Below are 12,308 nucleotides of genomic sequence, written 5' to 3' on the forward strand. Positions count from 1 at the left end.
GGCCCTTTCGCGGGGCGTAGCCGACCGGCCCGGTCAGCTGGTCAGCACGGCTTTCCCGGCGTGGCCGGGTCCCAGGGCACAGCGCACGGCGCGCGCCGCGTCCGCCAGGTCGAAGTGCTCGGCGGCGGGCGTGGTGAGCCGGCCGCGGAGCAACTGCTCGGTGACGTCCCGCATGAGCCGGCCGGTGCGCGCGGCCGGCAGCCGGCCGAGCCGTTCGGGCAGCCAGAAGCCGGTCATGGTCACGTTGCGGAAGAGCAGTTCCTCCGGCGCGACGGTGAGGGGCTCGCCGGACAGCAGGCCGTAGCTGACGAACCGCCCCCCGTCGCGCAGGGCCCGAAGGGCGAGCGTCCCGACGGGACCGCCCACCGCATCGAGCACGGCCGCGATGCCGCCCGCGTCGGAGAGGGCGGTCAGCTGCTGTCCGAGGCGCTCCTCACCCTGGACGAGTACCGCTTCCGCGCCCGCCGCCATCAGCGAGGACCGGTGGCGCTTGTCGCGTACCACGCACAGGCAGCGCAGGCCGCGCGGGCCGGCGAGCTGGAGCACCATCCGGGCGACGGTGGACGAGGCGGCGGTGAGCAGGATCAGCTCGCCCTCCGCCAGGCCGAGGTCGTCGAGGAGGAGGTGGGCGGTGACCGGGTTGATCGTCAGCTGGCAGGCCACGGCGTCACTGAGGCCGTCGGGCACCGGCAGCACGTCGTCCGCGTCCGTGGTGAGGTACTCGGACCAGGTGCCCAGCGCGGACACCGCCACGCGGGTGCCTGCCGCGTACCGCGCCCCGGGCCCCGCGCGGTCGACCGTACCGACCCCCTCGAACCCGACCGGCGACGCCGCGGCGCCGCCGTCCGGATGGAGCCCGGGGGAGAAGGGAGCGGGCCGTCCGTAGCGCCCCTGCACCAGCAGCAGGTCGGAGGGGTTGACGGGGCTGACACGCATCCGTACGCGGACTTCGCCCGGCCCCGGCTCGGGCACCTCCCGGTGCTTGAGGAGCAGGACCTCGGCGGGATCGCCGTACCGGTCGAACACCACTTGGCGCATCGTCGCCGCCCTCACCGGTCCGTGGCGCGGAAGGGGGGATGGGCCGGCAAGTGGTCGCGGATCTCCTCCGTACTGTGCTGTCCCTCGCTGTCGTGGGCGCGCTGGTCGTGGAAGACGGGCTCGTTCACGGAGCTTCCTTTCCGGTGGTGCCCGCGAGGCGGGCCAGGCGGGGGCTGTCGGGGGCCAGCAGACGGGCGACCGCGACGGCGGACGCCAGCGAGCTGTCCAGGTCGTCGACCCGGGTGGTGGTGTGACCGGCGAAGTACACGCCGCCCTCCCCCTGGAGCGACAGCAGCTCGGCCTGGGCGGAGAGCATCTGCGGGGTCGGCTGCGGCGTCCGGAACGCCGTCGTGGCGAGGACGGTGCGCGGCAGGGTGCCGCGGTGGGTGAGCTGACTGACGAACAGGTCTCCGCCGGGCCGGGCCCGCCACGTGGTGGTCTCCGCCCACGGGCCGTGCACGGTCACGGTCGACGGCGTCCAGCGCTCCCGGTCGGCGGGCAGATAGCAGGGGTCCTCGTGCACGCCGTAGACCAGGTCGCGGTAGGTGTACGTGCTCAGCAGCGCCTGCGTCCGGCCGGCGCCGCCGAGGGAGCCGAGCACGCACCGTGCCGCTTCGGCGGGCAGGGCGAGGACCACGGCGTCCACCGCGTGCCGCGCGCCGTGTCCGTCGATCATTTCGAGGCGGCCCGCCGTACGGCGCACGCGGCGCAGGGCCGCCCCGGGCACCAGCCGCGCGGACCGGCACTGGCGGGCCAACTGCCACGCCAGCGCCTGCATTCCACCGCGCAGCCGGTACGTACGGGCATCGGCGCCGTCCCCGCGGTCCGCGTAGAACGCTCCCACGGCGCGGGCGGACAGGCGCCGGGCATCGAGGAGGGTGCAGCCGAACACGGAGGCCGGAAGGGCGTACACCGCCTCGTCCTTGACGTGCCGCGGCAGGTCCCAGGGCTCCACCACCTCTTCCAGCCGGACGATCCAGGCGAGGTCGTCCCGCTGCCACGAAGCGGCGTGCTTCGCCAGCAAATCCGCCGCGTGGGCCGATGATTCCCCGGTGCCGCGGTGCGCGGTCCCGGCGCCGTCGGCGCGCCGTCGCGCGGACGTGCCGTCGCGGATGATGGTGCGGTCGGCGGGCACCCGCGTCCACTGCCCGCTGTCCAGCCCCAGGGCGTCGGCCAGTCGTCGCGTCAGGCCGGCGAGGTGCAGGGGGACCTCCTGCACGCCGAGGTCCAGTGCGGTGGGCGTACCGGAGCCTGCGGGCGGGTGCACCGACCGCAGGTTTCCTCCGACGTCCCTGCGCGTCTCCAGCAGCAGGGTGTCGTGGACTCCGTCCAGCAGCCAGGCGGTGGCCAGCCCGGCGGCTCCCGCTCCGGCGATGCCGACCCGCATGATGGCTTCCTTTCCGTCGGTGTGGGGTGGCCGGTGCCGGCTCCTCAGACGGGCCCGGCGGCCGAGCGCCAGAAGTCGCCGATGGACTCCTCCAGCAGCCGGGCACAGAACATCGCGTCCTGCGGGTCGTCACCCCGGTCGAGGCCGTCCTGCACCACCTCCAGGGCGAGTCGGGTCAGTTCCTCCGGCGCCTCGTCCTCGTAGTAGTCGAGAAACTCCCGCGGAACGTCGGTGCCCGTCTCCCGTACGAGCCGGACCAGTTCGGCGCAGCCCGGGAAATACACCTGCATGTCGGTGTAGGAGGACAGGGCGAACGCGGCTTGGCTGCCCTGCACGGCCAGCCAGCTCAAGGTGCCGTTGAACGCATAGGTGGTGCGCTCCGCCGGCCGGCGCTGCCCGTGGACGTCCGTGATGCCGAGCGCTCGTGCGCACTCCTGGAGCTTCGGCTGTGCGTCGTACACCAGCCGCGCGAGCCGGAGGGGCAGATCCGCCGCCGGGCGGCGCGGGAACCGGGCCAGCACCGTTCCGTACGCGGCGAGTTCGGCGGTGTGGGCCTGGGCCTCCGTGCCGACCAGGCGGCGGAACGACTCGAAGGACAGGCGGCCGTCGGCGGCGGCTTCCAGCAGCGCGTTGCCGACCGGGTCCTTCCGGCGCCGTGCCGCGAGTTCTTCGGCGAGGTCCGTGGCTGTGACGGGGGATGTGGGGGCGGATGAATCGACCATGGCCAGTACTTTCCCTTCGGGAAATCGGATGTTTCGCGCCGGATGCCCTTCGGCGGCGCGCGCGACCCGAAAGCACTTCAAGGGGGACGGGCGCCGGCGTCGAGGAAAATCCGGGCGCCTTCGCGATTCGCCTTCGGTCTGTCGAGGCTAGGTGTGGCCTACCCCTGAAATCCAGGAACACCGCGCGCAAGTTCCACTTGTCCGTAAGGGGACGCAACACCGGGCACAGCGAAACCCCGTACGTCATCGGGTTTCTCCGGTGTCTGTGGCGACGGGAAACAAGCTCCGCGGCGGCGGGATCGAGCCAGTGTGCCGGACGGGCGTCGCGCGCCCCGGCGGGCGCGCGAGGGCGATCTTTCGCATTCGGCACGCCACGGCGGAAGGATTCGGCCAACCTGCCGTCGGGCGGCAGCTTCACGCGTGGCCGGCCGCGGCGTACGGCACGGCGGCGGCCCGGCGTCGAAGCCCTGATCAGGGGCGCGATGCCCGGCACATGGTCGTCGGCGAGGGAGTGGCGCGCCGCCCGCGGCCCTGGTAATTGCCGCCGTCTTATAACGGGCGCAGATTCCCCCTTCCGTGAGCCGGAGTCGGCGGGAGGGCTGTGCTGCCCGAGGGGCGAGTGAGCCGAGTTCCGAGTGTGGAGCGAAACGAACTGGCCAGCTTTTGGGCGTGTGAAAAATGAATTACATGGAAGCGGTTCTTGCCGATCTGGACAGTCGTCGAAATTTGCGAAGATGATGCGGGGCGGAGCCGGAGCCTTGGATTCCCGCACCAGTGGAATAACCTCGCGGAAAAGCGGTGCGTCTCTTCTCGCCGGCGCCGCGCCCTGACGCGCGATGGCGTGTCCCGTCGCGGGATCGGAATTTCCGGCCCGGAAACCGTGTGCACGCGCGGGGACCGAAGCGCCGGCGAACCCGTCCTCAGAAGGGAGGCAGTCATGTCCGTACCGCGGAACCGCGCCGGTGGAGGAACCCCGTGACACACGACAGCGGCACTCGGGACACGGATCTGCTCAGCCGCCACAAGAACGTCATGCCCCCATGGATGCCGCTCTTCTACGAAGAGCCCCTGGAGATCGTGCGGGGCGCCGGCTGCGTGGTCACCGGCTCCGACGACAAGTCGTACCTGGAGTTCTACTCCGGCATCGCGACGAACACCGTGGGCTACGGCGTACCGGACATCCAGGAAGCGGTGGAGAAGCGGCTGCGCACCGGTGTCGTGCACACCTCGACCTACTTCCTGATCCGTGAGCAGGTGGAACTCGCGGAGCGCATCGCGGCGCTGTCCGGCATCCCCGACCCCGTGGTGTTCTTCACCTGCTCGGGTACCGAAGCGGTGGAGACCGCGCTGCGGCTGGCGACGGAGCACCGCGACAGCAACCAGATCATCGCGCTGCGCTACGGCTACCACGGGCGGTCCTTCGGCTCCCTCGCCGTCACCGGCGACCGGTCCCGCCAGGGCAGCGGACTGTCGCCGCTGCGGGTCGCGTACGCGCACGGCGGCGAGCGCCGCCGCGGCGCCCTGGCGGGCCTGGACGACGAGGCGTACGTGCGGGCGTGCGCCAGGGACCTGGAGGAGACCCTCCGTACTTGTACCCCCGAACGGACGGCGGCCATGATCGTCGAGCCGGTGCAGGGCATCGCGGGCGCGATCCCCCTGGCCCCCGGCCAGCTGACGGCCTATGACGACGTGCTGCGGCGGCACGGCATCCCGCTGATCGTCGACGAGATCCAGACCGGGTGGGGGCGCACCGGCCGGTACTGGGGCCACCAGTGGCACGACGTCACGCCCGACGTGCTGGTCTTCGCCAAAGGCGTCGGCAACGGCTTCGCCATGGGAGGGCTGGTGGGCCGCCGCGACATCATGTCCGCCCTGTCCGCTCCGACGGTCTCCTCCTTCGGCGGCCCCCCGCTGTCGCTGACGGCCGCCCTGGCCACCCTCGACCACATCGACGCCCGCGATCTGCCGGCCCGCGCCGGACAGGCGGGCGCGCTGTTCCTGGACGGCCTGCGCGAGTCCCTGGCGGAGGAACCGTGGGTGTGCGAGGTGCGCGGGCAGGGACTGCTGCTGGCCGTGGAATTCGCCCACCCCGGAACGCTCGAACCGGCCCCCGAAATGGCCGTGAAGGTGCAGGAGGAGTGCCGGGAGCTGGCGTTGCTGGTCGGAGTCGGCGGCACTTTCGGCAACTGCCTGCGCATCATGCCGCCGCTCACCGTCTCCGAGGAGCAGGTCGTACAGGCGACACAGATCATCGCCGCCGCGACCCGGCGGGCCCGCGGCTGACCGGCCCGGGGCGCGGGCACGGCGCGCCTGATCACCGAGGCGCCGCGCAGCCGAGCGTGCGTCCGCGCTTCAGGTGCGCTTTCCGGGCTCCCGGTCCGCGGGCGCCGGCTCCGCGGCGCCGCTGAGCCCGGACGCCGAGCGGACGAGCGAGGCAATCGCCGGTGAGCGGCTGCCCGGTGGCCAGGCGAGCACCGTGGTGACGTCCGGTGCGTCGACGACGGGCACCGCGACGTGATCGGGCCACTGCCAGGCACGGCTGGAGGCGGGGATGAGCAGCAGCGTCCTTCCGAGCGCCACGAGTTGAGCGAGCTGCGACTGGGTGCGCACCTCCGGTCCGGGCCCCTCCGGGTAGGACCCGTCGAGCCGTGGCCATCGGGCGATGGGCAGGCCCGGTACGTCGCGTACGTCCGCCAGCGTGAGCTGTTCGCGGGCCGCGAGCGGATGCCCCGCGGGGAGGAGCGCGACCTGGCCCTCGACGCAGAGGTCCGCGGTGTCGAAACCGGCCAGGTCGTCGAACGGCCGGTGCATGAGTGCCACGTCGGCGCGTCCGTTGCGCAGGTGTCGCGCCTGCTCGCCGACTTCGCACAGGAGGACTTCGACCGGTGCCGCGCCGGGTTCGCCCGCAAGCGTGCCGAGGAGCCGTTGCAGCAGCTCGTGGGACGCCCCGGCTTTCGTCACGAGCACCAGCGGCCGCTTCGGATCTCCGGCACGCCGCGTCCGGCGTGCGGCGGCCGCGACCGCGTCGAGGGCCACTCGGGCCTCGCGGAGCAGCACCCTGCCCGCGTCGGTGAGCGCCGCCCCGCGACGGTCCCGGTCGAGGAGCCGCACGCCGAGCCGGTGCTCCAGCCGGCGTATCGCGCGCGAGAGCGGCGGCTGCGCGATCCCGAGCCGGTCGGCGGCACGTCCGAAGTGCAGTTCCTCGGCGACGGCGACGAAGTACCGGAGCTCGCGGGTCTCAAGGTCGTCCATGGACGGAGCCTACTTCCTGATACCTGGTGGGTATCACAGGGTGCCGAACCGGTCTTGGACGACGGGCACGCGATGCCCCGAGCATGGAGCGCGTGAACGACAACGAGAAGACCGCGCTGGTCACCGGCGCGAACAAGGGAATCGGTCTCGCCATCGCACAGGGACTCGGGGCGATCGGCTTCACGGTCGCGGTGGGAGCCCGCGACGACGCCAGGCGCGAAGCGGCCGTCGAGCGTCTGCGTGCCGCAGGCGTCGACGCGTTCGGGGTCGCCCTCGACGTCACCTCGGACGACAGTGCCGCGGCAGCGGCGGCGGCCGTCGAGCGTACGGCAGGACGGCTCGACGTACTCGTCAACAACGCGGGCATCTCCGGGCGGACCGACGGCGGCGCGCAGGACCCGACGACGCTCGACCTCGACGTCGTCCGCACCGTCCTCGAAACGAACGTGTTCGGGGTGGTCCGGGTGACGAACGCGATGCTTCCCCTGCTCAGCCGCGCGGCCTCGCCGCGCATCGTCAACATGTCGAGCAACATGGGCTCGCTGACGCTGCGAACCGGCCCGGTCATGGCCGCGTACGCACCGTCGAAGTCGATGCTCAACAGCGTAACGGCACAGTACGCCCGCCGGCTCGCCGACACCCACGTCATCGTGAACGCCGCCTGCCCCGGCTACGTCGCGACCGACTTCACCGGCTTCGACGGGACACGCACGCCCGAACAGGGCGCCGCGATCGCGATCCGGCTCGCCACCCTGCCCGACGACGGGCCGCGCGGCGGCTTCTTCGACGACGAGGGGGCCATCCCCTGGTGATCCCGCGCCGAGGACGCGCGTGACCCCGCCGAAAGCGATCGAAAGGCGGGCGTCACGCCTCGGCGCGACACGCGCGTGGAATGATCGCGCTCCATGGATGAACTGTCGTTCGACGCGGTGCTGTGCGACTTCGACGGAGTCGTGCACCTGTGGGACCCCGACGCGATGAACGCCCTGGACCGGGCCTGGGGACTGGCACCGGGCACGCTGGCCGGCACGGCGTTCAACAGCGAGCTGCTGCACGCGGCCGTCACGGGACGCCTCAGCGACGAGCAGTGGCGGCACAGGGTGGCGGAGGCCCTGGCGTCCGTCTGCGGCTCGCCTGCACGGGCCCGGCAGCTGACCACGGCGTGGAGCGCGCTCACCGGCCGGGTCGACACCGAGGTCGTCACCCTGCTCGCCGCGCTGCGCCGCAGGGTGCCGGTGGTCCTGGTCTCCAACGCCACCACCCGGCTGGAGACCCAGCTCGCCTCCGTGGGACTGGCCGACGCCTTCGACGCCGTCGTCAACACCGCCCGTATCGGCGTCGCGAAGCCCGACCCCCGGGTCTTCGCGATAGCCCTCCAGCAGGCCGGGGTCGACAAGGAGCGCTGTCTGTTCGTCGACGACACCCTCGCCCATGTCGACGCCGCCAGGGCAGCGGGCCTGCGCGGCCTGCACTACCAGCGCTTCGAGCAGCTACGGGACGTGGCCGCGCCACTGCTCGGCTGAGGACGCCGGAGCCGTCCACCCCGAGGGCGCCTCCGTGCTGTCGTCGACAGGGCGAACGTTGCCTGAGACGACGCCGGTCAGGCGTGGGTGCCGAGTGGTGGCGCAGCGGCGTCGTCGGGCCGCTTCGCGGCACCGGCCGCGTAGCAGGCCTCCGGGTCGGCACCTCCGGTCGACGCCGTTGCGGCGATGATGGCGTCCAGCTTCTGCCGTGCGGCCAGCAGGCCGGCCACGGCCTCGTCGATGCGTTCACGTTCCCGGTTCAGGTCGGGCAGCATGCCGGAACAGGCGGGTGCCAGAGTCTGTCCGTCGTCGGCCATGCAGGGCATCAGTTCGGCGATCGTGGCCGTGCCCAGGCCGGCGCCGAGCAGCATGCGGATGCCCCGGACGGTGGCCATGTCGGCCTCCGTGAACTCGCGATATCCGCTCGGCCGCCGGGACGGCTTGAGCAGTCCCTGCTCCTCGTAATAGCGCAGCAGGCGTTGGCTGACCCCGGTCCGCCGGGAGAACTCCCCCATGCGCATGTGACGACCACCACGTCCAGTTGACTCTCACATCGATGTGAGACAGCAGTCTATTCCGCATGACGAATCAGCACGCGGCAAGCCCGCAGCACACACCCGTCACCGTCATCGGCCTCGGCCCCATGGGCCTCGCGCTCGCCGGGGCGCTGGTGGAACGCGGTCACGCCACGACCGTCTGGAACCGCACCCCGGAGAAGGCCGACGGCCTCGCCGCCAAGGGAGCCCGCCGCGCCGGGACCGTTGCCGAGGCGGTGTCCGCGAGCCCTGTCCTGGTCGTGTGCCTCAAGGACTACGAGACCATGTACGCGGTGTTGGGCTCCGCCGGTGACGCCTTGAAGGGGCGTGCACTGGTCAACCTCAACTCCGGGACCCCGAACGAGGCGCACGCGGCGGCCGGCTGGGCGACCGGGCGGGGCGCCACGTATCTGGACGGCGCGATCATGGTGCCGCCGCCACTGGTCGGACACCCCGAGTCGGTGTTCCTCTACAGCGGTTCACAGCAGGTCTTCGACGAGCACCGGGCGACGCTGGCGAGCATGGGCGGCCCCCGGTACCTCGGCGCCGATCCCGGTCTGGCGGTGCTGTACAACGCGGCACTGCTCGACATGATGTACGCGACCATGAACGGCTTTCTGCACGCCGCCGCGCTGGTCGGGTCGGCGGACGTCCCGGCGGTCACGTTCGCCGATCTCGCACTCGACTGGTTCCTGCCCTCCGTGGTGGGACCGACCCTCGTCGAGCAGGCTCCCGAGTTGGACCAGGGCAACTACCCGGGCGATATGGGAACGATGGAGATGAACCTCCACGCGCTTGAGCACATCACCCGCACCTGTGCGGAGCGGGGCATTCACTCCGGCCAGCCGCGGCTCATGAAGGCGATCGCCGAGCGGGCGGTCGCCCAGGGCCACGGCGACAAGAACTACCTGGCCGTGTTCGAAGTCTTCAAGGAGCGTCGCCGGTCGGGGCGTCACACGTAGCGATCACCTACGAGCGCATCACCGTCGAGCAGGCACCGTCCACCTGCCGGCGCGCCGTCAGCGCGCTGAAGTCCACCGATTCGCCAATTCCCGCCCCCGATCAAGAACCTGTCGGCCGTGACCGTCGTCTCCTAGACGTGAGATCAGTCAGGAAGGTCGGAGGGCGATTCCGGTGCAGCTCGTGGCCCGACACGCGGAGCGGCGTGAGTTCGATCGGTTAGTGCGCTCGGCGGCTGTCGGGCGTGGTGGGGCCGTTGTGGTGGCAGGGGAGGCGGGGATCGGCAAGTCGGCGCTCATCGACGCCGTGGTGGGAGCGCTGGACGGGTTCGAGGTGTTGCGAGCCGCCGGTACGGAGTTCGAGCGGGATCTTCTCTACGCGACGCTGCACCAGCTGTGCGCCCCGGTTCTCGAACACCGAAGAAGACTCCCTCCAGTGCAACGCAGCGCACTGGAGGCGGTGTTCGGCCTCGGCGCGCAGACCTCGCCCGATCCGTTGACGGTCGGTCTCGCCGTCCTGGGGCTGCTGCACGAGGTGGCGCAGGACCGACCCGTCTGCTGCGTGGTGGACGACGCACAGTGGATCGACGACGCTTCGCGGCGCGTGCTGGTGTTCGTGGCCCGGCGGGTGTCCGCCGAGCGGATCGCGATGGTGTTCGCCACGCGCGACGTCGGCACGCCGTCCGGTCTCGCCGAGCTGCCGCGCCTGCCCCTCGCGGGCCTCGCGGACGAGGACGCCCGCGCCCTGCTGGGCGTGGCGTCGCACATCGGACTGGACGCCGAGGTCATCGACCGCATCCTGGCCGAGGCGCACGGAAACCCGCTGGCGCTCCTGGAGTTCGTCCACCACGCGGAACCGTTCGGCGTGCCCGGCCCGCCGCGATTCCGGGCCAGCGTGGTGGACACGCTGGAGGAGCAGTTCGTCCAGCGCTTCGAGCGGTTGCCGGACGCGGCGCGATCGCTGGTGGTGCTCGCCGCGGCGGAGCCGGTCGGCGATCTCGACCTGCTGCGGCGCGCCGCGCGGCTCCTCGGCCTGGACGCCGCGGAGCTCACGGTCGCGGAGAACGCCGGACTCCTGGTCCTGGGCCCGCGGCTGCGCTTCCGCCACCCGCTGGTGCGCTCCGCTGTCTACGCGTCGGCCTCCCCGGAAGAGCGCCGAAAGAAGCACGGCGCCCTCGCGAAGGCCACCGATCCGGAGACCGACCCCGACCGGCAGGCGTGGCACCGTGCCCACGCGATCATCTACGCGGACGAGGAGGTCGCCGCGGAGCTGGAACGGTCCGCGGACCGGGCGCGCCTGCGCGGCGGATTCGCCGCGTCCGCCGCGTTCATGGAGCGGGCGGGGCTGCTGACGCCGGCTCCCGGCCGCCAGGCCGGGCGGCTGCTCCTCGCGGCCCAGTCGCGGCTGCTGGCCGGGGCGCCCGAGGCGGCCCGCGCGCTCGTCACCCGCGCGGAGCGGCGCGCGATGGACGCCGAGGGCCGCGCCAAGGCGCGCCTGCTGCGGGCACGGATCGACTACCAGCTCTCCCACGGCCCGCAGGCCACCGCCAGACTCGTCGACGTCGTCACGGAGTTGGCCCCCGACCAGGCGAGGGACACCTACCTGGAAGCGTTCGCGTCGTTCATGTACAACAACAACCCGCCGGGCCTCCTCAAGGAACTCGGCGCCCGCATCCGCCGGCAGGCACCGCAGCGGGAGCCCGCCCGGCCGACCGATCTGCTGCTCGACGCGCTGCTGGACCAGACCATGCTGCCCGTCGAGCAGGCCGTGCCCGTGATGCGCGACGCGGTGACGGCGTGCCGTACGGCTTCCCGCTCGTCGGGCCCGTGGCAGCTGAACCTGCTCTGTCAGATCGTCATCGACCTGCGGGAGGACGAGGCGATGGAGGAGATCACGGACTGCCAGGTGGACGCGGCGCGGCGCCAGGGCTCCCTCGCCTCGCTGCCGCAGGCCCTGCGGTACCAGGCGATCGCCCGAGTCGCGGTCGGCCGGTTCGACGAGGCGGCCGTCAGCCTCAGCGAGGCCCGGTCCGTCGACGAGGCGGCGGGCACCGTGCCGCTCCTGGGGCCCGAGCTCGTCCTCGCCGGCTTCCGTGGTGACGCCGACCGGTTCGCCGAGCTGAGCAGGCTGATGGGGCGCGAGGGGCGGCCGTTCGAAGCCGCCGGCGAACACTACGCCAGGGCCGTACTGAACAACGGGCTCGGCAACTACGAAGAGGCCCTGGACGCCGCGCTGGCAGCCCAGCACCGGCACCAGGCCGGCTCCTACTCGATCTGGTCCGTCTACACCGAACTCGTCGAAGCCGCCGCGCGCGCCGGGCGCGCCGAGGACGCCGCCGTGGCCATGGCACACGTGGAGGCACTGGCCCGCGCGAATCCCGTCCCCTGGGCCGTCGCCGACTGGCTTCAGGCACAGGCCCTCCTCGGGCGGGGCGAGGACTGCGAGGCCCTGTACCGGCAGGCCATCGACCACTTCGCCCGGACACGGGCCCGGGTGCTCCACGCGCGCGCCCGGCTGACGTACGGGGAGTGGCTGCGCCGCGAGAACCGTCGGGCCGAGGCGCGTGAGGAGCTGCGGGCAGCGCACGACATGCTGTCGCGCACCGGCGCCCGCGCCTTCGCCGAGCGCGCGGCCCGGGAACTGCGCGCCACCGGCGAACAGCCGCGCCGGCCCGGTGACGACCCGCTGGGCCGGCTCACCGCGCAGGAACGGCTCATCGCCGGCAGGGTCGCCGCCGGGGCGACGTCCAAGGAAGTGGGCGTGATGCTGTTCCTCAGCCCCCGCACCATCGACGCGCATCTGCGCAACGTGTACCGCAAGCTGGGCATCTCCTCGCGCCGTCAGCTCCGCGAGATGCCGCTGTGACGGCCCGCCGCCGTGGTACGTCGGC

General features: G+C 72.4%; 10 protein-coding genes. 5 read left to right on the forward strand and 5 right to left on the reverse strand.

What is annotated here, in order from left to right; all coding sequences use genetic code 11:
• Positions 1–33: 33 nt before the first annotated feature.
• The 3 genes from ACFV57_RS14960 to ACFV57_RS14970 all read right to left on the reverse strand — a co-directional run bounded on the left by ACFV57_RS14960 (position 34) and on the right by ACFV57_RS14970 (position 3,147).
• Positions 34–1,029, reverse strand: a complete 996-nt coding sequence (locus tag ACFV57_RS14960; protein ID WP_385230792.1) for a zinc-dependent alcohol dehydrogenase family protein — start codon at positions 1,027–1,029, stop codon at positions 34–36.
• Positions 1,030–1,162: 133 nt separating this feature from the next.
• Positions 1,163–2,425: an FAD-dependent oxidoreductase gene (locus tag ACFV57_RS14965; protein WP_385230796.1), complete on the reverse strand. Its 1,263-nt coding sequence runs from the start codon at positions 2,423–2,425 to the stop codon at positions 1,163–1,165.
• Positions 2,426–2,469: 44 nt separating this feature from the next.
• Positions 2,470–3,147 carry a hypothetical protein gene (locus tag ACFV57_RS14970; protein ID WP_385230799.1) on the reverse strand — a complete coding sequence of 226 codons (678 nt, stop codon included), beginning with the start codon at positions 3,145–3,147 and terminating at the stop codon, positions 2,470–2,472.
• A gap of 975 nt (positions 3,148–4,122) precedes the next feature.
• Here ACFV57_RS14970 and ACFV57_RS14975 point away from each other — a divergent pair.
• Entirely contained in the window at positions 4,123–5,430 is a 1,308-nt protein-coding gene (locus tag ACFV57_RS14975; protein WP_385230802.1) for an aspartate aminotransferase family protein, read from the forward strand.
• Between the two features lie 69 nt (positions 5,431–5,499).
• On the opposite strand, the gene ACFV57_RS14980 is transcribed toward ACFV57_RS14975, so the two are convergent.
• On the reverse strand, positions 5,500–6,399 hold the full coding sequence (locus ACFV57_RS14980) for a LysR family transcriptional regulator (protein WP_385230805.1): 900 nt from the start codon (positions 6,397–6,399) through the stop codon (positions 5,500–5,502).
• A gap of 83 nt (positions 6,400–6,482) precedes the next feature.
• Here ACFV57_RS14980 and ACFV57_RS14985 point away from each other — a divergent pair, with 83 nt between their 5' ends.
• On the forward strand, positions 6,483–7,211 hold the full coding sequence (locus ACFV57_RS14985) for an SDR family oxidoreductase (protein ID WP_385230808.1): 729 nt from the start codon (positions 6,483–6,485) through the stop codon (positions 7,209–7,211).
• Positions 7,212–7,304: 93 nt separating this feature from the next.
• Complete coding sequence (locus ACFV57_RS14990) at positions 7,305–7,922, forward strand: HAD family hydrolase (protein ID WP_385230810.1); 618 nt, start codon at positions 7,305–7,307, stop codon at positions 7,920–7,922.
• A gap of 77 nt (positions 7,923–7,999) precedes the next feature.
• Here the strand turns inward: ACFV57_RS14990 and ACFV57_RS14995 are convergent, their stop codons facing one another.
• Positions 8,000–8,443, reverse strand: coding sequence for a MerR family transcriptional regulator (locus tag ACFV57_RS14995; RefSeq protein ID WP_385230812.1), 444 nt, complete (start codon positions 8,441–8,443; stop codon positions 8,000–8,002).
• Positions 8,444–8,502: 59 nt separating this feature from the next.
• Between ACFV57_RS14995 and ACFV57_RS15000 the strand changes: the two genes are divergently transcribed.
• Both ACFV57_RS15000 and ACFV57_RS15005 read left to right on the forward strand, forming a co-directional pair.
• Complete coding sequence (locus ACFV57_RS15000; protein WP_385230814.1) at positions 8,503–9,420, forward strand: NAD(P)-dependent oxidoreductase; 918 nt, start codon at positions 8,503–8,505, stop codon at positions 9,418–9,420.
• Positions 9,421–9,601: 181 nt separating this feature from the next.
• Positions 9,602–12,283 carry an ATP-binding protein gene (locus ACFV57_RS15005; protein ID WP_385230816.1) on the forward strand — a complete coding sequence of 894 codons (2,682 nt, stop codon included), beginning with the start codon at positions 9,602–9,604 and terminating at the stop codon, positions 12,281–12,283.
• The last annotated feature ends 25 nt before the right edge of the window (positions 12,284–12,308 follow it).

This window comes from Streptomyces sp. NPDC059788 (genome assembly GCF_042732265.1).
Taxonomy (GTDB): domain Bacteria; phylum Actinomycetota; class Actinomycetes; order Streptomycetales; family Streptomycetaceae; genus Streptomyces.